This window comes from Gracilibacillus saliphilus, from assembly GCF_010994085.1.
GTDB classification, from domain to species: domain Bacteria; phylum Bacillota; class Bacilli; order Bacillales; family Amphibacillaceae; genus Gracilibacillus; species Gracilibacillus lacisalsi.
This window is the reverse complement of record NZ_WJEB01000049.1, coordinates 1-24,503: the sequence shown is the minus strand read 5'-3', so window position 1 is coordinate 24,503 and position 24,503 is coordinate 1. Positions and strand designations below refer to the sequence as shown.

The window sequence follows — 24,503 nt, the reverse complement described above, 5'->3', positions numbered from 1 at the left end:
GACAAGAAAGTATAAAATTTTGCGCAGATTTCTAGCTCCGAGCGCTCTGCGCTTTTCTTATTTAAACAAAAATGTTGACACTTTATACTATAGGGGGGTATAGTATAATTAGAGATATAGAAAGGATGTGATATTTGTGAATGAATCCCTGCACCAACATCCAAGTAAACCGCGATCTAAAGAGGAGATTCAAGCTACCGTTAATCGGTTAAAGCGTATAGAAGGTCAGGTTCGGGGCATACAAAAAATGATTGAAGAAGATCGTTATTGTGTAGATGTTCTCGTACAAATAAGTGCGATTAATGCTGCTCTAAAAAAAGTAGGCTATTCCATTACGGAAAGACATATCAAACACTGTGTCAGTGACGCTATTTTATCAGGAAATGGTGATGAAACGATTGAAGAGCTGATGGAAGTTATGAAACAATTCTCCAAATAAAGGGGGGGAACTTTAAATGAGTGAAAACAAAAAAGTCACATTAGGGATTACTGGCATGACATGTGCTGCCTGCTCTAATCGAATTGAAAAAGTATTAAACAAAATAAACGGGGTGGACGCACAGGTAAACTTAACAACAGAAAAAGCAAGTGTTTCTTATGATCCTGATAATGTTCAAGTGGAGGACATCCAAGCAAAAATTGAAAAGCTTGGTTATGGCGTTCAGACAGAACGAATCGATTTGGATGTATACGGCATGACATGTGCTGCTTGCTCCAATCGTATCGAAAAAGTTTTAAACAAACAACCAGGTATTCAAAAAGCAACAGTTAATCTGGCCACGGAAAGTGCGTCTGTTGAATACAACCCTTCCTTTATTGAGGAAAGAGACATGATCGGTCGAATTCAGAAACTAGGGTATGATGCAAAAAGAAAGGCGGATAATCGGGAACAAGACTCCCAAAAAGAAAAACAACTTCAAAAAATGAAGCAAAAGTTAATTATTTCTGTAATATTGACTTTACCACTTTTTGCAACAATGCTCGTGCATTTATTTAATATAAGCATACCTGCTATATTCATGAATCCATGGTTCCAATTTGCTTTGGCTACTCCTGTTCAATTCATTATAGGTTGGCAGTTTTACCGAGGTGCGTATAAGAACCTAAGGAACAAAACGGCGAACATGGATGTACTGGTTGCGCTAGGTACAAGTGCTGCTTACTTTTACAGTGTATATGAAATGTTGATGAGTAGCATGCCTCATTTATATTTTGAGACAAGTGCTGTCATAATAACCCTGATTCTTTTTGGTAAATATCTAGAAGTTGCTGCGAAAAGTAAAACAACGATGGCGATTTCAAAATTACTTCGTTTACAAGCTAAGGAAGCAAGAGTGATTCGTGACAACAAAGAAGTGATGATTCCCATCGAACAGGTTGAAGTGGGTGATCGATTAATCGTAAAACCTGGTGAAAAAATACCTGTAGACGGTATTGTTATCGATGGTCAGACTGCAGTAGATGAATCGATGATAACTGGGGAGTCAATCCCGATTGAGAAAACGATCGATGATACAATCATTGGTTCAACGATCAATAAAAATGGTTCGATAACAATGAAAGCGACCAAGGTAGGGAAAGATACCGCATTGGCTTCGATTATTAAAGTCGTTGAGGATGCTCAAGGATCAAAAGCACCAATCCAACGTCTGGCAGATGTAATTTCAGGCTATTTCGTACAAATAGTGGTAGGTATTGCGATCGTCACTTTTTTAATCTGGATTATATTCGTATCTCCTGGTAATATCGAAGCATCATTAGTCGCGACTATAGCGGTACTAGTAATCGCCTGTCCATGTGCATTAGGGCTTGCTACACCAACATCGATTATGGTTGGAACAGGAAAAGCAGCCGAATCAGGTATTTTGTTTAAAGGTGGAGAACATTTAGAAAAAACGCATCAATTAGACGCGATTATCTTTGATAAAACCGGTACATTGACAAAAGGAAAGCCGGAAGTGACCGATTTCAGTGGTGATGAGGAAACATTACAATTGCTTGCCAGTGCAGAAAAGGGTTCCGAGCATCCTTTAGCAGAAGCTATTGTAACATATGCAGAAGAGAAACAGCTTCCAATAGATAAAACAGAGTCATTTGAAGCAATACCCGGGCATGGTATTAAAGCAAAAGTGAATGCAAAAAGCCTTGTAGTAGGTAATCGAAAGTTACTCCAAGATAACGGTATTCAAACGAGTGATAAAGAAGATGCATTAAAAAGTTATGAACAACAAGGGAAAACGGCAATGCTAATTGCTGTTGATGGCAAGCTTAGCGGAGTGATTGCTGTAGCAGATACAATAAAACCGTCTGCCGTTGAAGCCATCCAGCAGTTACAAGCACAAGATTTGCAAGTGATCATGTTAACTGGTGATAATGAAACTACTGCACAAGCTATCGCGAAACAAGTTGGCATTGATCAAGTATTTGCAGAAGTACTGCCAGAACAGAAAGCAGACAAAGTAAAAGAAGTCCAGTTACAAGGAAAAACCGTTGCAATGGTTGGTGATGGTATAAATGATGCGCCTGCATTAGCAATTGCTGATATCGGAATTGCAATAGGAACCGGTACAGAAGTGGCGATTGAAGCTGCAGATGTAACGATATTAGGGGGCGAATTACTGTTGATTCCAAAAGCTATTAAACTCAGTCATGCAACGATTCGAAATATTCGCCAAAACTTATTCTGGGCATTTGTCTATAATAGTGCAGGCATACCGATTGCGGCAGCTGGTTTATTAGCACCATGGATTGCCGGTGCTGCAATGGCGTTTAGTTCTGTAAGTGTGGTAACAAATTCTCTGCGATTGAAAAGAGTAAAAATATAGAATTAAAAAGGAGAGATTCAAATGGCTCAAACAACTCTAAAAGTTCAAGGTATGACATGTGGTCATTGTAAAGCATCTGTAGAGGGAGCATTACAAGAATTAACGGGTGTAACTAAAGCAGAAGTAAATTTAGAAGAAGGTACTGTAAATGTATCCTATGACGAAGCAGATGTAACGATCGAAGCAATGCACGAAACAGTAGAGGAACAAGGGTACGATATAGTATAAGTAGTAAAACGAGGGGATACCAAATTATATTGGTATCCCCTTTTTAACGCACTCCAACCATATTTGACATTTTCTTTTTTTCGACCATCACTTCATTTAATACTTTAGTGAGACGAATTCTTTCTTTTTCTGACATTTTGTGGAATTGTACACCATACGCTATTTGTTTCTTTTTCTTATGTTCTTCCTTACGGATAACCTCCCCGTTTAAAGTAAAATGGTACGATTTAATCGATATATTTAATTGGACCGTCACGCGATCTTTAACGGGAAAATTAAAATTGCATAAAAACATTAAGCCGCTGGTACTGATATTATCTACATAGCCATAAAATTGTTTGTTTGTTAATTGCGATAGTTGAGCGTTTTCTAAGTGGATGAGAGTAATTAAACATGGTTGCTGATGTAAGGTAATACGGAAATTATTTCGTATGTTAGCCTCAAGCAACTCAGGATTAGTTGGAGTACGAGACTCTTTCTGATGGTCTTTCGATTTTTTATGCTTGAAATAGAAAGTAACAGTAACGATTAGAGCAATGACAGATATGATGATTTGAGTCAGGACAATCAGTTCAATATGAAACACTTCCTTTTTCAATAAATTAGTTTTTTATGATAAAAATACTATTCAAGTATTTTGATTTCATTCCATATTACCTATGTTCCATAAGTATATTTCGTCACGCATATAGTAATTTCCTTCTAAAATTTATAGGAAAATAAAACTATATTGTTCATATATACAGATGTTAGCTTAATTAGAAATAATTTGATGAAATATACAATTGGGAAATATTTTGAAAAAGGGATTGACAATCACTTCCATTTTTTATATGATTTAATTGAACAGTGGTTAAAAAGGGGTTATTTATATGGCACCGCGAAAAGCAGTGGATCAGGAACTTTCAAGAGAAGCGATCATCGATGTAGCACACCAGCTCTTTGTGGATCAAGGATTTCAGGCTGTTTCGATGAGAATGATTGCAAGAGAATTAGGTTATAGTCATGGAGCGATTTACTATCACTTTAAAAACAAAGCTGATTTATTTTATGCGATGATTGAGCAAGATTTTGCCATGATTAATCAGGAATTAGCACAGTTAGACAAATTAGAACTTTCAAGAGAAGAGAAGTTAAAAGAGCTGCTTTTGGGATTTATTCGTTTTGGATTGACGTATCCTAATCATTATGAAGTGATGTTTATTATGAATGACAAGGAATTACAGCATTACACTACCAATGCACCTGAACAAAGCTATCAGCAATTTGCACAGGCAGTTGCGGCATTAACGAACCAACAAATAGAAATTAAAAAAATTTGGTCTGTCTTTTTAATGTTACATGGATTTGTTGCTCACTACTGTAGAATCGGTCACTCTTTTCAAGAGGTAGAGGAATTGGCAATGTCACATGTTGATATGATTTTAGGAATAATATACAAGGATTAATTTTTTTATGATTTAATTGAACAATGGTTAATTAAAGGAGGATATGATGAAAAAAGCAATGGTTTTAGGAGCAAGTGGGGGAATGGGGCAAGCAATTGTAAGGGAATTAGTAAATAGAGAGATAGAAGTAGTAGCATTTGCACGTAATGAAGCAAAACTACAAACCATTTTCGGCCATGATGATCGGGTAATTCTTTGGCCAGGGGATGCTCAGAATAAAGACGAATTGCAAAAAGGATTATATGATATAGATGTTATTTTTCATGCATTAAATGTTCCATATTCCCAGTGGGAGCAAAAACTTGAAAAGATCATGATTAATGTCGTTGAATTGGCTAAAGAAAAGAATATCAAACTAGCGATTGTTGATAATATCTATGCTTATGGGGAAGGGAACGGAAAGAAAATTAGCGAAGATTATCCAAAACAACCCCATACTAAAAAAGGTAAGGTACGACTACGACTGGAGGAAATAGTCAAAAATTCTGGAGTTTCTGCACTATTTGCTCATTTTCCTGATTTCTATGGTCCAGGTGCTGAGCAATCGATGCTCCATTATTTTTTCGCGTCGGTGAGACAGGATAAAACAGCGATGTTTATAGGAAATCAAAAAGTAAAGCGTGAGTATATTTATACACCAGATGGTGCCAAGGCAATTATTACGTTAGCACACCATCCTGATGCGTACGGGCAGCATTGGAATATTCCAGCTACTGATGTTATATCAGGAAAAGAAATTATCGAACTAGTAAGGGAAGTTGAACGATTTACGAAAAAGGTGTTTACAGTAAAAAAAGGACTTATCTCCTTTCTGGGATTGTTTGATAAAGATATGAAAGAAGTGGTGGAAATGCTTTATTTAACTGAAGACCCAGTGGTCTTGAGTGGAGAGAAATATGAAAAGCATATCCTTACTTTACCACGTACCCCATACAGAGAAGGAATCAAACAAACGTTATCCTATTATAAGGGGGAAGAATAAAAATGATTTTTGAACTGTTTCGCATTTCTCATATTATTGCAGGTTTTCTGGCATTATTTATTTTTTGGATTCCAATCGTCGTACGTAAAGGTGGAAAGATCCATCGTAAAATTGGTTGGGTGTATACCTATTCGATGGCGGTTGTGGCTATTACAGCATTTTATATGGGTTTTTACCGGATTTTTTACGATCCTGCAGGAGACCAAACTTTTTCCTGGTTTCTTGTTTATATTGCGATACTAAGCGCCGCAACAGCCTGGTACGGTATAAGGGTATTACAATTTAAAAAAAGAAAAACGCCTCATCGGCATGTAGCAGATCTGGCATTTTCTTTTACTTTGCTTACGAGTTCAGCTTTGATCAGTGTCTATGGGTTTTATATCGATATGCCATTATTAAGTTATTTCCCTGCTGTCGGCTTGTTTGTTGGTGGAAGCCAGCTGTCTTATTGGCTTCGTAAGCCTAGCATAAAAGGACATTGGTATATCGAACATTTAATTGGGATGTTAGCCTGTTCCATTTCGACGATTACAGCATTTATTGTTTTCGGAGCACCACGATTATTGAATATTGAATCGGTTAGTATTTTCTTATGGTTTGCACCAACCATTGTCATTACACCAGTGATCATAGGGTTCAGTGTACATTACGGAAGGAAGTTCAATCAAAAAGTTATATAAAAAGAATCGTTACCTTACATTAGTTGCATGGTTGTAATACATGTTCCATCATCGTCAAAAGTAGAGAATTCTGATTCAGCTACTTTCCCATTATATTTAATCTTTGCTTGATAACTTTTATCTCGTGGTAACCATAAATCAATAAATCCATTATCAAAGGACTCAACCGTTTCATTTACTACGATATTACCGTCTGTATCTTCTATATATACATCAAAAGAAGTGTTGGATAACTCTCCTTGACAACCAGTAAGACTATGATTAGTACAAGGATGTGTTTCATTTATAAATGGTGCGATCGAAACAAAAAACTCATTATCTGGTAAAGAATAGCTTGTTTCATTACCATTCTTTTCGGCAATGATTAAATCTGTAGAAGTAATAGAAGCAGATCCGGAATCTTTTTCATCGATACTATATTGATGGACGAGATCTTTTAATTCTTCTGTAGATATTGTATCTGCTTGCTGTTCTTCATCATTACTACAGCCGACAAATAATAATATGATTAGTAGAAATGATAATATTGATCTTACTTTCATTGATATCGACTCCTCTGAAATAATACTAGAATTAGTATAACATTTTACATGAAATTGCAGTATCCTTTGCTGATTGTTGACACAACTTCGACAAAAAAAGCACACCTAAGTTAATAGGTGTGCTTTCGTATTAATCTCCATTAAAAATCGAGTTTTTCACTACGACATAATCGACTGTGCGAATCGCATTTAATGTTTTTCCGCCTGCGTATGAGATAGAAGATTGCAGGTCTTGTTCCATTTCAGTTAATGTATCTTGTAAAGCTCCTTTATGCTCCACATACATTTTTTTACCTTCTACATTTTTCTTCTCACCTTTTTGGTATTCAGAGGCAGAACCGAAGTATTCTTTGTACAGTTTGCCATCATGTTCTACCGTTGTACCTGGTGATTCCTCATGGCCGGCAAACAGAGAGCCGATCATTACCATAGATGCTCCAAAACGAATTGACTTGGCGATATCTCCGTGTGTACGAATACCACCATCAGCAATGATTGGTTTCGTTGCAGCTTTTGCACACCATCTTAAAGCAGCAAGCTGCCATCCACCAGTACCAAAACCTGTTTTCACCTTTGTTATACACACTTTACCAGGGCCAATACCAACTTTAGTTGCATCCGCACCAGCGTTTTCTAATTCACGAACTGCTTCTGGTGTACCAACATTACCTGCAATCACAAAGCTGTCAGGTAAATGCTTTTTAATGTGCTGAATCATTTCGATTACAGCATCAGAGTGTCCGTGTGCGATGTCAATTGTAATGTAATCCGGAACAAGTTCTTCATCGGCAAGTTCTTCAATAAAGCTATATTCTTCATCTTTCACCCCGACACTAATGGAAGCGATTAAGTTCTTTTCCCTCATGGATTTAATAAAATCTTTTCTCGTTTCAGGTTCAAAACGGTGCATCACATAAAAATAATCACGCTCTGCTAAAAAAGTAGCAATTTTTTCGTCAATAATTGTCTGCATATTAGCAGGAACAACTGGCAGGCGGAATCTATGCTTTCCAAATTGAATCGACGTATCACATTCACTACGACTTTTTACGATACATTTTGCAGGAATTAATTGAATATCTTCATAATCAAATACATTTTCCATTTATCTCACTCCTAAAGACGAACATTTTTAATGGGTTATTCATAATCATTCGCCTTAGGTAATATAATATAGATAAAGAATTTTGTCAATGATAATGTCGTTTCTACTAGCTAGTAATCAAATAAGAGTAATGATAAAATCTATATAGGTAAAGAAAGAGTGGCTAGTTGATTATGGAAAGACTATGGGGGGATAGTTTTGCGGAAGAAGTATCTATTATTAGGTGTCTTATTAGCATTAGTTGTAAGCGGTTGCAATATGAAGGGGACAAGTAAGGAGCCATATCATGTTGTCTATTCATCGAAAGAAATAACAGAACAGACAGAATATCAAAAAAGTAGTACATATAAAATTGCTATTGTACCAAAGGTAATGAACATTCCATATTTTAATGCGGTTGAGCAAGGGGTAATGGAAGCGGGCGATGATTTGCAAGTAGAAGTTATTTATCAAGGCCCATCTGTAGCAAATGCCCGGCAGCAAATCGAAGTCATTAATCAATTGGTCCAAAATGAGGATATTGATGTGTTAGCTGTATCAGCTAATGACCCAGAGCAATTATTACCTTCTTTGAAGAAAGCAGAGCAAATGGGTATCAAGGTTATTACGTGGGATGCTGATACTGCAGCTGAAGGGAGGTCATTTTTCATTAATATGGTTCAAGATGAAACGTTAGGCAGACATTTGATGGATACGTTAGCTTGGAATATCGATGAAAAAGGAAAGTTTGCCATTATGACAGGTGCTGATACAGCAGCTAATTTAAATGAATGGCTTTATTGGATCAACCAGCAACACCAGGAATTTTACCCTGACATGCAATTAGTAGAGACGGTTGCGGCTAATGATGATCCACACCAAGCTTATGCTAAAGCAAAAGAATTATTAGCGAAGTATCCTGATTTAGATGGCATTATCGGTAATTCCTCTGTAGCACCTCCAGCAGCCGCACAGGCCGTATTAGAGGAAGAGAAAGTTGGAGAAGTTGCTATTGTAGGATTGTCTTCTCCTAATCCGATGAACGAATACTTAAAAAAAGATGTCGTGCAAGTCGTAACATTATGGAGTCCGAAAAAACTAGGCTATCTAACGGTTGCATTGAGTAAGCAATTGGCAGAAGGAGATTTTCCCTATGATAACCAGGAAATCAGTGGTGTTGGAAAAATAAGCGTAATGAATGACACAGTTATTATGGGGGAGCCGATTGATTTTACGAAGGAGAATGTAGATCAATATGATTTTTAACTACTTTCGTAATCGAAAACTAATGACAAAGTTAATGATTACTTATATTTTAGTCACAGTTATTCCTGTGTCCGTATTAGGATACATTGCATATAAGCAGTATACCATGTCCATTGAAAATCAAGTGGGAGAATATATCCCAAAATTATTGGAGCAAGCAAATATCAATATTAATAATCAGTTAAATGATTACAAATCATTACCAGATGCTTTATACAATTCTTCACAGATTATCGAAGTATTAAGAAAAGATGCCTATCAAAATAATTCTGCACTTTTCCGAGACGAATTTTTGGTCAATGGTATCTTATCAAGAATGTATATGACTAGCGGTAATTCAGATATATTAGGTGTTTTTATTTTGAGTAAGAATCGTTTGTTTCAAAGTACAAAACACACAGAGATCAATGTTAATATCGAAGAATTTCCATCTTTTTTAGGGGAGGAGATTGATTTAAAAGGTGGGACGGAGTTTATTCTGCCTAATGAAGTAGATTTAGCATTTGAGGGTGATCCCCCTTATCTTTTTATGATGCGAGAATTACGAGATTATGAAAATCAGGAGAATCTGGGTACGATGTTTATTGCCATCGGTTTAAATTTTATCGAGCAAGCCATGCAAGGGTTGACACGAGACCGTGATCCAACGATATGGCTTACTGATCAAGATGGGCGTTTTATTTATCATAGTGATCGAAGTATGATCGGAAAAGTAGATGCACAGTTTTCACACTACCCCAAAATTAACGGCAGCTTTCGAACAACGGATTGGATCGATAATGACTTGATTAGTACGTATAAATTCCCCACCATGAATTGGTACTCATTTCACAGAATTCCATTACATGAGTTAATGAAAGATACGAATGTGGTTAGAAACGGTACGATCATTGCCTTTATTATTATTGTAATCCTAAGTAGTGTCATCTCTGTTCTGTTAGCATGGAATGTTTCCAGCCCAATCAAGAAATTAACTTTTCTTATGAAACGTGTGGAGAAAGGTAATTTTAAAGTAGACCTACCAATGGAAAAAAAAGATGAAGTAGGAATGCTTGCTAAAAGTTTTAATTCGATGATTCAAGAAATAGAATATCTTATTAGGGAAAATTATCAGATTGAATTAAAACAAAAAGATGCAGAATTGTATGCGCTGCAATCTCAAATCAATCCGCATTTTATGTACAATACACTGGAAACGATTAGCTACGCAGTGGAGGAAGATGACAAAGAAGAAGTGATTAAGATCGTTACATTATTAGGAAGAATGTTACGTTATTCCTTAAATAACAAGGATAAGCTCGTCCCGATATCCCTAGAAGTAAGTCATACAGAGGACTACTTAACGATTCAGCGGTTTCGTTTTGAAGAGCGTATTCATTTTTTGTTATCGATAAACGTCGATCAAGAAAATTATATGATACCGAAGTTTATTTTACAGCCTGTCATTGAAAATGCGATCAAATATGGGTTGGATCGTTCTAGGAAAATTAATATTGAAGTCCGTATGAAGGTGAATAACGATAAAAATCTACTTATTGAAATAGCAGATGATGGACCAGGAATGGAAGAAGCAATTTTAAAGAAAATACAGTTGTCATTAGACCAAGACCCGATGTTGCGGGATTCACAGTATGGTCTATTAAATGTACATGCACGAATAAAGATGATGTATGGAGAACAATATGGTCTTGACCTTGAAAGTAAAGCAGGAATCGGAACGGTAGTCTATCTATTGTTACCGTTAGAGAATAATATAGAAAGAAAAGGGGTGTCTTAATTTGTCTATTAGGAAAGTTAACACAGTAATTGTAGATGATGAACCGAGATTGCGTAGAGGTTTAGAACGACAGGTATTACAAGCTGGTGATCAATTCAAGGTTATCGGTAGTTATGGTGACGGTGAAGAATGTTTAACAGCTATTCACCAAGAACAAATAAAGGTTGATCTCGTTATTACAGATGTAAAAATGCCAGGAATAGATGGATTAACGCTTATTCAGCAATTGAAGCAACAGCAGCATTTTCATTCCATTGTTATTAGTGGATTTGATGATTTTCAATATTTACAAAAAGCCATTCGTGAAGGAGCAAATGATTACTTAGTAAAGCCAATTGATCGAGAGGAATTCCGGCTACAGTTATTGCGAATAAGTAAAGAGATACAATCACAGGCAAAAGAAGAAAGAAGACAAAGAGAATTAGCAAAGGAAGCAGAAAAAACAACCTATTTGCAGCAAGCTCAACTACTACAGGAAATGATGCGTGAGGAAGAGATGGATGTTTCTTTATTAGAGTGGACAAAGCAATTTCCAAGTGGCGAATATGTTGTACTATATATTAGCGCAGATCAATTAAAAAGTAAGAGAAAGAAGCTTGATGATGAGGAGTGGAGTAACTGGATATTTGCAATCAGCAATATTATGGACGAAATGATTATGGATTGGAATAGCGAAAAACGAATGGCTGCATGGAAATGGGCGGAAAAACATAATGAATGGTGGATCGTGCTTCAATCTATTCCATCTAATCATACCGTAGAAAAATCAAAACAGTTTGCTAACGATTTATTAGAAAATATTCAGAAGTACACTGCATTATGCTGTTCTATTGCTATGAGTGACCCTTTTGACCAATTAACCTTGCTTACTACTCGAAAAAAGGATTTAAAAACAGCTATTAAATTACGTTTAATAAAAGGAACCAATCAAATTATTACAACAGATGAGCGGAGCCGGATTAGTCTAAAAGAGAATATCATAGAGGATAAAGCTATTATTCACCAAATAGAGAAAATAGTACTGGCTATTCACCATACTGATGATCTATACCTAAAGAAGGAACTGACTATTTTTTTAGATTTGTTGAGCAATTTATATTCTCCGCTAGAATTAGAAAAAATTTTGCAACTTTTAGGTATTAAAATATGGAATGAGTTAAGTAGTCATACATTTAGTTTGAGCAGTAATCTATTTCAATATATTTTTACCATTACAGAAAGGACTACTAGTATAACGGAATTAAAGATTGAAGTATGGAATTGGGTTGATCAATTATTGGAAAAGACAAAAATGATTGAATCACAGAATGAACAGGATCAGATTGTTATCGCGAAAGAGTGGATTCTAGGTCATTTAGATAAACAAATTACAATCGACCGAATTGCTCAACAAGTATTTATGAATCCCACTTATTTTTGTCAACAATTCAAAAATGAAACAGGAGAAACCGTTCATGATTTTGTAACGAAAGAAAGAATGAAACAGGCTAGAAAGCTAGTAATGGAAGATGCTTTTAAAATTGGAGAAATTGCTAGAAAGGTCGGTTACAGTGATACTAAATATTTCAGTAAGCTATTTAAACAACATTACGGCGAAACTCCATCAAAATATAAAATGAGACTTTCATCAGTCGGGGTTTTTGAATCAAGCTGATATTCATTAAGGAATTTACAAATAAATAGTGACCAAGAGAACATGGAAGTAATACTCCATGTTTTTTTGTTGTAAGGAAAGTATAAAATATGCGTAGATGTCTAGCTCCGAGCGCCCAGAAATAGGCGACTTCACGAATCGCCCTACGATAAGTCATCATCGGTTCGTAAACTCACCGTGATTCCTTTATCTCAGTTAATTCGTTCCCGTCGCTACGTTTCTAATCGGGCGCTCTGCGCTTTTCTTATGTAACCATTATAACTTGGAAATGGATGATCGGCCGGTAGAACCGGGTGTGAGAGCTGACATTTATTCCGTCAAATAACGAACTAAATGTTAGCTTAACAACTTTTCCCGAAATTTCACCCCCCTATCAGAAAGATGTCTCCTATTCATTATGAGACTAATTCACTACACTGGAAGTAAGCGTATACAAACCAAAGAGAGGTGAAGAGGGGTGTCAGACTATATATTAGAGCTTTGTGACATCACCAAGGAATTTCCAGGTGTGAAAGCTTTAGATAACGTATCTTTTCAATTAAAAAAAGGAGAAATCCATGCACTAATGGGGGAAAACGGTGCAGGGAAATCAACTTTTATAAAAGTCATTACCGGGATACATCAACCAAACGAAGGGAAAATTTATCTACATGACGAGCAGATCGAGATTAACGGGCCCAAAGTAGCACAAAGCTTAGGAATCGCAGCAATCTATCAACATGTGACCAACTATCCAGATTTAAGCATTACGGAGAATATATATATGGGACACGAAAAAATTAATCCGAGAACCCGCATGATTAAATGGAAAGAGATGCATACAGATGCAAAAACATTGCTCGAGAGCTTAGGCTCTGACTTAGATCCCAAAATGGAGATGGGAGCACTAAGTGTAGCACAGCAACAAATTGTAGAAATCGCAAAGGCATTATCGGCAAATGCCAAAATTATTATCATGGATGAACCGACTGCTGCTTTAACTCACCGTGAGAGTGAAGAATTATACACGATTACCGAAAAACTAAGAGATGAGGGTGTTTCGATCATATTTATCTCTCATCGATTTGAAGACATGTATCGATTAGCTGACCGGGTAACTGTTTTTCGAGACTCGCAATATATCGGCACGTGGAATGTTGATGAAATTAGCAATGAAGATTTGATTGTAGCGATGGTGGGCCGTGAGATTAAGCAACTATTTCCAGATAAGCAAGCTGAAATCGGAGAAGAGATATTGAGAGTGGAAGGATTAGGGCAAATTGGTAGATTTAAAGATATTTCTTTTTCTTTACGAAAAGGAGAAATTCTGGGTTTAACAGGTTTAGTAGGAGCAGGAAGAAGTGAATTATGTCAGTCCATTTTTGGAATTGAGCCTTATGATGAAGGTGAGATCATTTTTGATGGAAAAAAGGTAAAGATTGACCATCCATCTAAAGCGATGAACTTAGGAATTGGTTACTTACCAGAAGACCGACAGGCACAAAGTCTTGTTCTACAGTGGTCGATTAAACAAAATATTACGTTAGCATCTTTAATGGAGTTGTCTAATAATGGCTGGTTAAATGAACAAAAAGAGCGTAAAGTATCGAAAGAACTGGCAGAAAAAGTAAACGTAAAAACTCCAAGTATCTTCCAGTTAGCCAGTTCATTGTCTGGTGGTAATCAACAAAAAGTCTCAGTCGCTAAATTATTAACTACCGATTTAAAGGTGATTATGTTTGACGAACCTACTAAAGGTGTTGATATCGGTGCTAAATCCGCTATTTACCAAATCATTGTTGACTTAGCTAAGCAAGGATATGGCATTGTTATGGTTTCATCTGAAATGCCGGAGGTACTTGGCTTGAGTGACCGAATTGCTGTCATGTGTGAAGGAAGGCTGACAAGTATTATGAATCGAAAAGAAGCAAGTCAAGAAGCGATATTAGAAGCAGCCATGTCCAAAGATAAGATCGTAATGAGCCAGGAGGTGACAGGGTAATGCTACAACAATTAAATTTAGAAAAAGTCTCGAAATTTCGCGAAGTAGGCTTGTTAGGCTTCATTATTATTTTGGCGATTGTTATTCAACTCTTGAACTCTGCCTTTCTGACGATAGGTAACCTGCGAGATTTATTAACAAATACAGCTATTCTCAGCATTTTAGCACTTGGTATGATGCTCGTTCTTATCACCCGAGGTATTGATCTATCGATAGGGGCAACCCTTGCACTGTCCGGTATGATTACCGCTTTAACGGTCAGCGCCTTTCCTGGGATACACCCCATATTAGCTATTTTGTTAGGAATCGTAGTGGGATGTGTTTGTGGCGTCATACTCGGTTTATTAGTTTCGAAAGTAGGAATCCTACCGATCATTGCTTCACTTGGTTTAATGAATGTTTTCCGCGGAATGACATTCTGGGCAAGTGGTGGTGAATGGGTAAGTGCATACCAAATGCCAGATTCCTTTAAACATATAGCCACCAGTTCCATATTAGGTATTAATACGCTAGTGTTTATTGCGATTCTTACCTTTGGGTTTTTCTATTATTTTGTTAATACAACGATTACGGGAAGGCAAATCTATGCGATCGGCAGTAATCCAGATTCTGCTAGTGTAAGTGGTATTAATCAGACAAAGATTTTAATGCTTGTTTATACGATGATGGGTGGGTTATCAGGATTAGCAGGTGTTTTATGGGTTTCTAAATATGCATCTGCTCAAGGTGATACAGCAACAGGTTATGAGTTAACCGTAATTGCTGCATGTATTTTGGGTGGTGTCAGTATTGCAGGTGGTGTTGGCAAAGTAACAGGAGTTCTCTTAGGTGCTATGCTGTTAGGTGTGTTAAGTAATGGCTTACCATTAATTAACGTTTCTCCTTTTTGGCAGATGGGAATCGAAGGGGCTATTATCCTAATTGCAGTTCTCTTTAATACAAATATCCGTGAATTTATCGAAAGAAATAACCGTCTGAGGAGGGAGATTTAGCAATGGTAACAAGAACGATAGATAATAGCCAACCTTTTTCTTGGAAACGCTTTTTCTTGCAATGGGAATGGATGTTAGTCCTGCTAATTATCGCTATATTCATGATGAATAGCTCGATTTCTCCCTATTTTCTCAATTACACGAGCGTGACGGATGCGACGATGACGTTTTTAGATAAAGCATTTATTGTCTTTCCGATGGTAATGATCATGTTAATGCGGGAGATTGATATTTCCGTTGGGTCGACTGTAGCCCTATCATCTGTTGTTATGGCAACAGCATATAATGCCGGGATGCCAATGATTGTAGCGCTAATTTTATGTTTAGTTGTCGGTGCATTATGTGGGCTTTTAAATGGTTTGCTGTTAGTGAAATATCGTGAACTATCCGCCGTAATCGTTACCTTATCCACGATGATTTTGTATCGCGGTATTGCTTACATGATTTTAGAAGATCAGTCAGCTGGTGGCTTCCCTACATGGTTTTCTTTTTTTGGGTGGGGCTATATTGGAACGATACCGTTTATTTTAATTCTATTTATTGCGCTTGCTATTTTGTTTGTCTTAATTCAGCAAAAGACAGTGTTCGGCAGACAAATATACGCAATCGGGAGTAACCCAACTGCAGCACGGTTCGCCGGAATCAAAGTAGATCGCATTAAACTGATTGTCTTTACGTTGGCCGGTGTAATGGCAGCGATAACAGCTATTTTTCTAACAGCAAGAATGGGTAGTACCAGACCTAATGTCGCCAATATGTATGAATTAGATGTAATTGCAATGGTTGCTTTAGGAGGGATTAGTACAGCCGGTGGTAAAGGGAGAATGTTAGGGGCAATCCTTGCAGTGTTTGTTATTGGGTATTTACAATACGGTCTTGGATTAATTAATATCCCGGCACAAGCATTATTAGTCATCATTGGGTTGTTATTAATTATATCGGTGACGATTACGAATTTACGAGTGAAGAAGAGTAAGTAATGGGTTAAACAGTCATGTTACTGTTGATCATAAAATGTTAAAAAAGGGGAGAAAAAGCTATGAAAAAGCAATGGTTCTTACATGTATTAGCTGTACTTTTATTAGGACTGCTGGTAGCCTGCGGTGGAGGCGAAGAAAGCGGTGGTGATGACGAAGGATCAGAAAGCTCCAATGAAAATGGAACCGAAGAAACGGCCGATAACGGAGATGGCGAACAAAAAAGACACGCATTTGTCTTCAAAAATACTGGTAACCCTTACGGTGAGAAAATAATGGAAGGGTTTGAAACGGCAATCAATGAAACAGGTGGTGAAGCAATTCTTCGTTCCCCGGATCAGCCGACAGTAGAAGGTCAAATCCAAATAATCGAGGAATTAATTGCCCAACAAGTAGATAGTATTTCTGTTTCTGCCAATGATTATGATGGATTACAACCTGTCTTGACGAAAGCGATGAATCAAGGAATTCAAGTTCTTTCAGCGGATTCTGCGGTAAATGGTGACTCTCGAACAGTTCACATTAATCAAGCAGACCCTGAGGCAATTGGCCGTACCCTCGTGCAAGCAGTTGCAGAAATGATGGAAAATGAAGGACAATTCGCGATCTTAAGTGCAACTTCTCAAGCATCTAACCAAAACCTTTGGATCGAGTGGATGGGGACAGAATTAGAAAATGAAGAATATGCAGATATGGAGTTGGTTGAAGTTGCTTATGGTGATGACTTAAGAGATAAAAGTGTATCGGAAACAGAAGCATTGCTTCAATCATATCCAGATTTAAAAGCAATTGTGGCACCAACAACGGTAGGAATTGCAGCAGCCTCCAAGGTTATTACAGATAAAGAGCTTCAAGGAGAAGTACTTGTAACTGGATTAGGTTTACCGAGTGAAATGGCAGAATACATTTCTAACGGTGTGAGTCCATGGATGTACCTTTGGAATCCACTTGATGTTGGTTATTTAACAGGTTATGCAGCTAATGCATTAGTGGAAGAGGAGATTACTGGTGAAGTTGGTGAAACTTTTGAAGCTGGTGATCTTGAAGGGCCATTTGAAGTAACAGAAAGTGACGACGGTATCGAAATTCTTTTAGGTGACCCATTCCAGTTTGATCCGGAAAATATCGATGAATGGAAAGATATATATTAAATGATTGGAAAAGGGCGGGATCAACTCCCGCCCTTTCTCACCCGATCATATGGATAATTATGGATCTACTGTTAATTAACAATTAAAAATCATCTCGCATAAATATATGTGGGGTGCTTTTTGTTTACATAATCCGAAAGTGGCCATAAAAAGATTAAAAGTGGCCATAAAGTGCTCAAAAGTGGCTATATAATCACGAAAAGTGACCATAACCATAAAATTGTTATTCATGCAATTCATATTTGCCGATTGGTGAGTTGTACTAAGCTACTCCTGTCACTATACTTTTTTTTATAACAAATACTAATTATAGTAGATTCATTTTCGTAGATTTAGTAAAATGATAGAAAACAGTCATGAGGTGTTTTCATGGTACATAACTCTCCTGAAGTTGAAGCAGCTATTAAATATATCAAAGCAAATTTACATGAAGAAATCACACTTCAACAAGTAGCAAAGCATGTTGCTTACAGTCCCTATCACTTCTCTAGAATATTCAAAGATCAAATCGGTCTGCCGCCACACTACTATTTATCATCACTTCGACTACAAAGAGCCAAAGAATTACTGATCCATACAGATTTAACGATAAGAGATATAGGAATGGAGATTGGGCAACATAGCCTTGGTACTTTTACCACCCGATTTACACAAAAGGTAGGCGTGTCACCCTCTGTTTTTCGTCAATCAGAATCGAGTGTCACGCAACACCTTCAGCAAATTCAATTAAAACGTACTAAAGCTTTTAATCGCTATAGAAATATTTCTCAAACTGTTCGAGGAAAGGTTACATCGCCTTCAGAGATAAATGGTATTATATTATTAGGTTTATTTTCTAAGCCTATCCCGGAAGGTCTGCCTTTGTACGGGACCATTCTTGAAACAGAAGGGGAGTTTGCATTTGAAAATGTGAAAGCGGGTACCTACTATTTACTTTCTACTACGGTGAATACCGGAATGAATAGTTCTGAGATATTATTAACAGAGTCGACACTTAGAGCAAAACTAGAAGAACCCATTATTGTTCAACCTCATCAAGAAACGCCACAATTAGACGTCACCCTGCGCCCACCAAGAATAGATGACCCACCAGTTTTAATTTCAATAGCTGTATTAATGCAGCAGTATCTATCATCCAATATAGGAATAGGTGAGGGCAATATATAAGATATTCACAACTAAATTAGCGGCCATTTAGTAGACTTCTTATATAAAAAAAGTGCATTTAAAATTCAAAGTTATTGGTTTCAGTCGCCACTATTGATTCATTAGTAGTATTTATTATTCCTTTATTTGACTTCCTTTTGTCTAGGAAAATATGCTATACTACAAATTGTGGTTAAAATAACATACAAGTCTGCGATTTAAGCAGGAGAGGTTCTAGCTACACCCTCTATAAAAAACTAAGGATAATCATGCCGTGCCTTAGGTATGATTTTTGTTTTTGGGTGTATAGAATTCTCTTTTTCAATGTGAAAGGGGAATTTTTTTATGGATAAAAATAATCGAGCAGTGGTTGTTTTTAGTGGTGGTCAAGATAGTACGACATGCCTTTTTTGGGCGTTAGAAAAGTTCGACCATGTGGAATTAGTAACTTTTGATTATAATCAGCGTCACCAAGCGGAAATTGAGGTAGCGAAAGAAATTGCAGCTGAGCAAGACCTTAAACATCATATTCTGGATATGTCACTGTTAAATCAATTGGCACCAAATGCTTTGACAAGAGAGGATATTGAAGTTGCAGATGGAGAAGATGGTGAGCTTCCCAATACGTTTGTTCCGGGAAGAAATCTATTATTTTTATCCTTCGCAACGATTCTAGCAAAACAAATCGATGCGAAACATATTATTACAGGTGTATGTGAAACAGATTTTAGCGGTTATCCTGATTGCCGAGATATCTTTATTAAATCATTAAATGTTACTTTGAATTTGTCAATGGATGATGATTTTGTTGTCCATACTCCATTAATGTGGCTCGATAAGGCAGAGACATGGGAATTAGCAGACCAATTAGGAGCTTTTGATTATATCAGAGAAAACACATTAACCTGTTATAACGGTGTTAGAGGAACAGGGTGCGGAGAATGCCCAGCTTGTCATTTAAGGCAAAAAGGATTAGAGACCTATTTAGCAAAACGTAATGGAGTGAATCAATAATGTACGGTTTTCGAATTGTCGATGATTTACAGAAAATAGATCAGGACATTAAAAGGAATCAATTAAAATATCACCAGAAACGTGTCATGGTAAGTAAAGAGTTCACCTTTGATGCAGCCCATCACCTTCATTGTTATGAAGGAAAATGCAAAAATCTGCATGGACATACTTATAAGGTAGTATTTGGTATTAGTGGCTTTGTTGATGACATTGGAATTGTCATGGATTTTGGCGATATCAAACAAATCTGGAAAGAAAAAATTGAAATCCATCTCGATCATCGTTATTTAAACGAAACCTTACCAAAGATGAACACGACAGCAGAAAATATGGTTGTTTGGATTTTTGAGAAGATGGAAGAAGCAGTACAGGATTTACCAAATCAATGTCGGGTAGAGTTTGTCCGTTTATTTGAAACGCCAACAAGTTATGCGGAAGCAAGACGGGAGTGGATGATCGGTGAATAAGCTCCCTATATTGGAAATATTCGGTCCAACTATCCAAGGAGAAGGCATGGTAATTGGCCGTAAGACAATGTTTGTTCGTACTGCCGGCTGTGATTACAGCTGTGCATGGTGTGATTCTGCCTTTACGTGGGATGGCAGTGCCAAAGAAGATATTGTCAAGATGACTAGTGAAGAAATTTTCAATCGATTAAAAGAAGTCGGTGGTGATCAGTTTGATCATGTCACGATTTCAGGCGGGAATCCGGCACTTCTTAAACATGTAGGTGAATTAATAGACTTATTACACTCGAACGATATGGAAGTAGCACTGGAAACGCAAGGGAGTCGTTGGCAGGACTGGTTTGTGGAAGTAGACGACTTAACGATATCTCCAAAACCACCAAGCTCCATGATGAAAACCAATTGGACGATGTTGGATGACATTTTAGCCCAATTAGAAAAGCGCGGGCGTCTTCCGCATACAAGTATAAAAGTGGTTATTTTTGATGACACTGACCTGGATTATGCAACTAACGTTCATAATAGGTATCCAGAGGTTTCTTTTTTCGTACAGGTAGGGAATGATAATTTAGAGGCAGTAGCACCGAACGAATTAGCGACTCATTTATTAACGAAATATGAGTGGTTAATTGAGCAGGTGATGAACTCCAGTGCTTTAAACGATGTCCGTGTGTTACCACAGATCCATACTTTGGTATGGGGGAATAAAAGAGGTGTGTGAAAACCAACCAAGGCGTGCAATTATTATGCACGTCTTGGTTAGTATAATTCCACATTACCTCTCCAATAGCCATTTCAACATATTTTTTTCTGAACCTAATCTATTAAAGCCTAACTTTTCTAATACTCTGATTGATGCAACATTATTATTCTCGCATTCAGCAGTGATTCTTTTTACACTATTGGATGTAAACGCCCAAAGTATAATTTCCTTAACTGCTTCCGTTGCACAACCTTTCCCCTGCATGGAAGGCACTATTCCATAACCTACTTCAATCGTGTTTTCTGAATCTGGTTTTCCTTTAAAGCCAATATCACCAATAACAGTGTCATTATCTTTATCTATTACAAACCATACCCCCCATCCTAAAAGTGATGCGTCTTCTTTTAGTGCTTCTAAATACATCGTTATATGAGAACCAACTTGATATTCTTCAGATGCGGAAATGGAAGATAGTGTTTCATTTGTACAAGGAATAATTTTTAATCGTTTCGTTTGTAATTCCATAGGCTTCTCCTTTGTTAATATCTTGGAATCAAGCAGATATCCTTTAAGTTATTCTCCCTTTATTTTACAATAGGATGAAACTAGATTCATTAGGAGTGTAAAAAGTTATGGAAATTCGTTTAGTGAAAAGTTCAGATTATAATAATATATCTCCCCTAATCAATGATTGGTGGGGTGGTAGACAAGTGTCTGATATGCTGCCCAAATTATTTTTCGTCCATTTCAATAATACAAGTTTTATCGCTGAAAAGGATGGTAAAATTGTTGGTTTTTTAATCGGCTTTTTGTCCCAATCTTATGCTAATGAAGCATATATTCATTTCGTCGGTGTTCACCCTGATTATCGAAAATATGGGATCGGAAAACAACTTTATAAGGAGTTATTTCAAGTGGTTCAAAAACATAATAGAAATATTGTTCGTGCTGTCACCTCCCCAGTGAATAAAGTTTCGCTTGCTTATCACAAAAAAATGGGGTTTGAAATAGAAGAAGGCGATAGTGAAGTAAATGGTGTACCAGTTCACACCAGTTATGATGGTTCTGATCAAGGTAGAGTGTTATTTAAAAAATACTTAGGATAATTTGATTAGTTATTGTATTAATATTCTATATTTTGTATAATTATACATAAAGGAGATGAGAGAATGAAACTGATACCAGAATCATACAACATGGCAGAGTATCTCAAAGAGCTGGAAGTTGTTAATTATTCACATTCCATCATTCAAAATAAGAAAAAAGATTTATTCAACGAAGAGCAGACTGAAATCGAAAAGGTGAAAACAGCTTTTGAATTTGTAAGAGATGAAATATCTCATTCATGGGATATTCAAGGCTCAATCGTAACCTGTCAAGCTTCAGATGTGCTAAGAGTTAAAGAAGGTATATGTTATGCAAAAGCTAATTTGTTAGCAGCGATATTACGTGCTGAAGGGATCCCTACCGGATTCTGTTATCAAAAGTTAATGATCTTTGACACACCAGAAAAGGGTTACTCATTACATGCATTAAATGGCGTTTTTCTCAGTTCGGTAAATCGTTGGATAAGAGTAGACGGTCGGGGAAATAAACCAGGAGTACAAGCAGAATTTTCTTTAGAAGAAGAAAAATTAGCATTTTCCGTCAAGGAGGAGTTTGGCGAGGAAGATTATCCAAATATTTTTCCAAAACCTAACCTAAAAACTATTACTACTTTACAAGCCTATACAAATGTTATCGAAATGTACAAGAATCACCTTCCAGATACCTTATAATACAACAGCACATGAACAATACAATGCGGTCAGCAAATGGATCGCTCTTTTTTTGTTATGTATCCATTAATTGGTTTGAATATTATGGTAATATTAGAGAAGAAAGGTTCATTATAAAGAAGGTGAAATTAGTGAAAATAATGGAAACAGAAAGATTGTATTTGCGGGAATTAAAGTTGGAGGATGTAGAAGAGTTGTCATTGGTTCTTTCTGATCCAGAATCGATGCAATACTATCCTGAGCCTTTTAATATCAAAAAAGTAGAAAAGTGGATCCAGTGGAATATCGAAAATTACCAAAAATATAATCACGGGTTATGGGCAGTTGTTTTAAAAGATGATGATACATTCATTGGTGATTGTGGCATCACAATGCAAAATATTGCAGATGAAACAGTACCTGAGATTGGCTTTCATATTATCAAAAACTACTGGAATAAAGGATATGCAACAGAAGCTGCAACTGCTTGTAAGGAATACGCATTTGAAGTTCTACATTATTCAAAGGTCTTTTCATACACCACCATGAAGAATATACCGTCCCAAAGAGTAGCAGAGAGAATAGGGATGCAGAAATATAAAGTCTTTGAGAAAAATGGAGAACAACAAATCGTCCAAGTAGCCCTTAATGCTAACGCACTATCCTAATCATTTGCTCATCACAAAAAAGATCTGATTTGGAAATAGTTTAGCAAGATAATCAGAGATACATAGAGAATAAAATAATATAATTCTAAACTTCAAGGTGGTTGGGCGATGAGTAAACTTAAATTTGATTTCCCCGTATCTGAAAGAACTTATAAGGTGATAGAGGATAGAAAATTAAAATTGTTCATATTTGAGCCAGAGGTAAAGCAAACAGACAGGCCAGCAATTTTATTTTTTAACGGAGGTAGTTTCAAGAAGAATCCTAAATCTCCCGTACAATTCCAACATCAAGCAAATTATTTTGCTTCTAAGGGTATGGTTGCCATATGTGTTGACTATCGAAATGGCTCTGATAAAGATTTCTTACCTACCCAAGCAATAACAGATGTAAAGTCAGCTGTTAGATGGGTAAGAAAAAATTCTTCTGAGCTGGGAGTCGATCCGAATAAAATAGTTGTATGTGGTTCATCTGCAGGAGGATACATTACTATCTCTTCCATTATGTTTAAAGACTTAAATGATGAATCTGAATATAGTAATCAAAGTAGCGACCATATTCCCAATTTGTTAATTATTTTCGCTGCCGGAATGGATGGAGTGGATATCATGAGAAGACGATACCCTCAATTACTCGAAAATGCTACTAAACTTTCACCTATTCATAATATGAAAAAATGTTTACCTCCTACACTATGGATTTGTGGTACAGCTGACGATTTTTATGCTCAAAATCTAGATTTTATTACACAAATGAGAGATAAAGGAAATGATATTACCTTCAAAACTTTTGAAGGTATGGAACATGGTTTTTTTAACTATGGTAAGCACCATAATAAGTACTTTCATAAAACAAGAATGGAAATGGAGAAGTATTTACACTCGTTTAACGTAATTTCGTAGCTACAAAGGAAAAGTTGTTTCAAGGTCATGATTTTACTTCTAGAAAGCTTATACTTTCAAATGACTAAGTGATAAATTGAAGGTTAGCTGTGTAATGTTTTCGTTTATAAATGTTCACCAGAAAACTCGTTATTTTAGTGATGAGATGAATGGTGAACGGTTTTGACAGATCGTTTGTTCTGGTATATAATAATAAACAAGGAACATACGTGTGCGTTTGTTGGGTGCTTCTAAAAAAGGAGAGGTGAGGTATATGTACCG

Annotated in this window: 25 protein-coding genes and 1 riboswitch; of the genes, 21 read left to right on the top strand and 4 right to left on the bottom strand. The window is 36.6% G+C overall.

The genetic code is table 11. From position 1 onward, the window contains the following. Positions 1 to 136: 136 nt before the first annotated feature. From GHT08_RS20955 to copZ, 3 genes are read left to right on the top strand one after another with little or no spacing between them, the layout of a single operon-like run. A complete protein-coding gene (locus GHT08_RS20955; protein ID WP_018933119.1) occupies positions 137 to 439 on the top strand; it encodes a metal-sensing transcriptional repressor in 303 nt (100 codons plus the stop codon). A gap of 16 nt (positions 440 to 455) precedes the next feature. Continuing rightward, positions 456 to 2,825 carry a heavy metal translocating P-type ATPase gene (locus GHT08_RS20950; RefSeq protein WP_163583339.1) on the top strand — a complete coding sequence of 790 codons (2,370 nt, stop codon included), beginning with the start codon at positions 456 to 458 and terminating at the stop codon, positions 2,823 to 2,825. A 21-nt stretch (positions 2,826 to 2,846) separates the two neighbouring features. Further along, a complete protein-coding gene (gene copZ, locus GHT08_RS20945) occupies positions 2,847 to 3,053 on the top strand; it encodes a copper chaperone CopZ (RefSeq protein ID WP_163583338.1) in 207 nt (68 codons plus the stop codon). A gap of 43 nt (positions 3,054 to 3,096) precedes the next feature. Here copZ and GHT08_RS20940 read toward each other — a convergent pair whose 3' ends face one another. Further along, positions 3,097 to 3,651: a PilZ domain-containing protein gene (locus tag GHT08_RS20940; protein ID WP_238343638.1), complete on the bottom strand. Its 555-nt coding sequence runs from the start codon at positions 3,649 to 3,651 to the stop codon at positions 3,097 to 3,099. 274 nt (positions 3,652 to 3,925) lie between these two features. Between GHT08_RS20940 and GHT08_RS20935 the strand changes: the two genes are divergently transcribed. The 3 genes from GHT08_RS20935 to GHT08_RS20925 are packed head-to-tail and all read left to right on the top strand — an operon-like array spanning position 3,926 to position 6,163. After that, complete coding sequence (locus GHT08_RS20935; protein ID WP_163583336.1) at positions 3,926 to 4,501, top strand: TetR/AcrR family transcriptional regulator; 576 nt, start codon at positions 3,926 to 3,928, stop codon at positions 4,499 to 4,501. A 43-nt stretch (positions 4,502 to 4,544) separates the two neighbouring features. After that, complete coding sequence (locus GHT08_RS20930) at positions 4,545 to 5,483, top strand: SDR family NAD(P)-dependent oxidoreductase (RefSeq protein WP_163583335.1); 939 nt, start codon at positions 4,545 to 4,547, stop codon at positions 5,481 to 5,483. A gap of 2 nt (positions 5,484 to 5,485) precedes the next feature. Further along, on the top strand, positions 5,486 to 6,163 hold the full coding sequence (locus tag GHT08_RS20925) for a DUF2306 domain-containing protein (RefSeq protein WP_193568332.1): 678 nt from the start codon (positions 5,486 to 5,488) through the stop codon (positions 6,161 to 6,163). A 14-nt stretch (positions 6,164 to 6,177) separates the two neighbouring features. Here the strand turns inward: GHT08_RS20925 and GHT08_RS20920 are convergent, their stop codons facing one another. Both GHT08_RS20920 and guaC read right to left on the bottom strand, forming a co-directional pair. After that, the gene (locus GHT08_RS20920; protein ID WP_163583334.1) at positions 6,178 to 6,705 is read right to left on the bottom strand and encodes a CueP family metal-binding protein; all 528 of its coding nucleotides are present in this window, start codon (positions 6,703 to 6,705) and stop codon (positions 6,178 to 6,180) included. 130 nt (positions 6,706 to 6,835) lie between these two features. Then, positions 6,836 to 7,810: a GMP reductase gene (guaC, locus tag GHT08_RS20915; protein ID WP_163583333.1), complete on the bottom strand. Its 975-nt coding sequence runs from the start codon at positions 7,808 to 7,810 to the stop codon at positions 6,836 to 6,838. Positions 7,811 to 8,008: 198 nt separating this feature from the next. Between guaC and GHT08_RS20910 the strand changes: the two genes are divergently transcribed. From GHT08_RS20910 to queE, 11 genes are all read left to right on the top strand, one after another. Next, positions 8,009 to 9,055 carry an autoinducer 2 ABC transporter substrate-binding protein gene (locus GHT08_RS20910; RefSeq protein WP_238343637.1) on the top strand — a complete coding sequence of 349 codons (1,047 nt, stop codon included), beginning with the start codon at positions 8,009 to 8,011 and terminating at the stop codon, positions 9,053 to 9,055. Beyond that, on the top strand, positions 9,045 to 10,832 hold the full coding sequence (locus GHT08_RS20905; RefSeq protein ID WP_163583332.1) for a cache domain-containing sensor histidine kinase: 1,788 nt from the start codon (positions 9,045 to 9,047) through the stop codon (positions 10,830 to 10,832). Before GHT08_RS20910 ends, GHT08_RS20905 begins: the two co-directional genes overlap by 11 nt. 1 nt (position 10,833) lies before the next feature. Beyond that, positions 10,834 to 12,486: a response regulator gene (locus tag GHT08_RS20900; protein ID WP_163583331.1), complete on the top strand. Its 1,653-nt coding sequence runs from the start codon at positions 10,834 to 10,836 to the stop codon at positions 12,484 to 12,486. Between the two features lie 457 nt (positions 12,487 to 12,943). Continuing rightward, on the top strand, positions 12,944 to 14,467 hold the full coding sequence (locus GHT08_RS20895) for a sugar ABC transporter ATP-binding protein (protein ID WP_163583330.1): 1,524 nt from the start codon (positions 12,944 to 12,946) through the stop codon (positions 14,465 to 14,467). Continuing rightward, positions 14,467 to 15,459: an ABC transporter permease gene (locus GHT08_RS20890; protein ID WP_163583329.1), complete on the top strand. Its 993-nt coding sequence runs from the start codon at positions 14,467 to 14,469 to the stop codon at positions 15,457 to 15,459. The genes GHT08_RS20895 and GHT08_RS20890 overlap by 1 nt, the downstream gene beginning before the upstream one ends. A gap of 2 nt (positions 15,460 to 15,461) precedes the next feature. Further along, positions 15,462 to 16,439 (top strand): ABC transporter permease, encoded by a 978-nt coding sequence (locus GHT08_RS20885; RefSeq protein ID WP_163583328.1) that lies wholly within the window; start codon positions 15,462 to 15,464, stop codon positions 16,437 to 16,439. A 59-nt stretch (positions 16,440 to 16,498) separates the two neighbouring features. Further along, positions 16,499 to 17,587 (top strand): rhamnose ABC transporter substrate-binding protein, encoded by a 1,089-nt coding sequence (gene rhaS / locus GHT08_RS20880; RefSeq protein ID WP_163583327.1) that lies wholly within the window; start codon positions 16,499 to 16,501, stop codon positions 17,585 to 17,587. Between the two features lie 369 nt (positions 17,588 to 17,956). Then, positions 17,957 to 18,754 carry a helix-turn-helix domain-containing protein gene (locus tag GHT08_RS20875; protein ID WP_163583326.1) on the top strand — a complete coding sequence of 266 codons (798 nt, stop codon included), beginning with the start codon at positions 17,957 to 17,959 and terminating at the stop codon, positions 18,752 to 18,754. Between the two features lie 201 nt (positions 18,755 to 18,955). After that, a riboswitch (PreQ1 riboswitch) is annotated at positions 18,956 to 19,000 on the top strand. A 78-nt stretch (positions 19,001 to 19,078) separates the two neighbouring features. After that, positions 19,079 to 19,747, top strand: a complete 669-nt coding sequence (queC, locus tag GHT08_RS20870) for a 7-cyano-7-deazaguanine synthase QueC (protein WP_163583325.1) — start codon at positions 19,079 to 19,081, stop codon at positions 19,745 to 19,747. Beyond that, complete coding sequence (gene queD / locus GHT08_RS20865) at positions 19,747 to 20,214, top strand: 6-carboxytetrahydropterin synthase QueD (protein ID WP_163583324.1); 468 nt, start codon at positions 19,747 to 19,749, stop codon at positions 20,212 to 20,214. The genes queC and queD overlap by 1 nt, the downstream gene beginning before the upstream one ends. Further along, a complete protein-coding gene (queE, locus tag GHT08_RS20860) occupies positions 20,207 to 20,935 on the top strand; it encodes a 7-carboxy-7-deazaguanine synthase QueE (protein WP_163583323.1) in 729 nt (242 codons plus the stop codon). The genes queD and queE overlap by 8 nt, the downstream gene beginning before the upstream one ends. A 54-nt stretch (positions 20,936 to 20,989) precedes the next feature. On the opposite strand, the gene GHT08_RS20855 is transcribed toward queE, so the two are convergent. After that, complete coding sequence (locus tag GHT08_RS20855; protein WP_163583322.1) at positions 20,990 to 21,442, bottom strand: GNAT family N-acetyltransferase; 453 nt, start codon at positions 21,440 to 21,442, stop codon at positions 20,990 to 20,992. A gap of 107 nt (positions 21,443 to 21,549) precedes the next feature. Between GHT08_RS20855 and GHT08_RS20850 the strand changes: the two genes are divergently transcribed. From GHT08_RS20850 to GHT08_RS20835, 4 genes are all read left to right on the top strand, one after another. Further along, positions 21,550 to 22,023: a GNAT family N-acetyltransferase gene (locus tag GHT08_RS20850; protein ID WP_163583321.1), complete on the top strand. Its 474-nt coding sequence runs from the start codon at positions 21,550 to 21,552 to the stop codon at positions 22,021 to 22,023. Between the two features lie 63 nt (positions 22,024 to 22,086). Continuing rightward, positions 22,087 to 22,695, top strand: a complete 609-nt coding sequence (locus GHT08_RS20845) for a transglutaminase-like domain-containing protein (RefSeq protein WP_163583320.1) — start codon at positions 22,087 to 22,089, stop codon at positions 22,693 to 22,695. A gap of 131 nt (positions 22,696 to 22,826) precedes the next feature. Continuing rightward, positions 22,827 to 23,342: a GNAT family N-acetyltransferase gene (locus GHT08_RS20840; protein ID WP_163583319.1), complete on the top strand. Its 516-nt coding sequence runs from the start codon at positions 22,827 to 22,829 to the stop codon at positions 23,340 to 23,342. Positions 23,343 to 23,450: 108 nt separating this feature from the next. Then, entirely contained in the window at positions 23,451 to 24,242 is a 792-nt protein-coding gene (locus GHT08_RS20835) for an alpha/beta hydrolase (RefSeq protein WP_163583318.1), read from the top strand. The last annotated feature ends 261 nt before the right edge of the window (positions 24,243 to 24,503 follow it).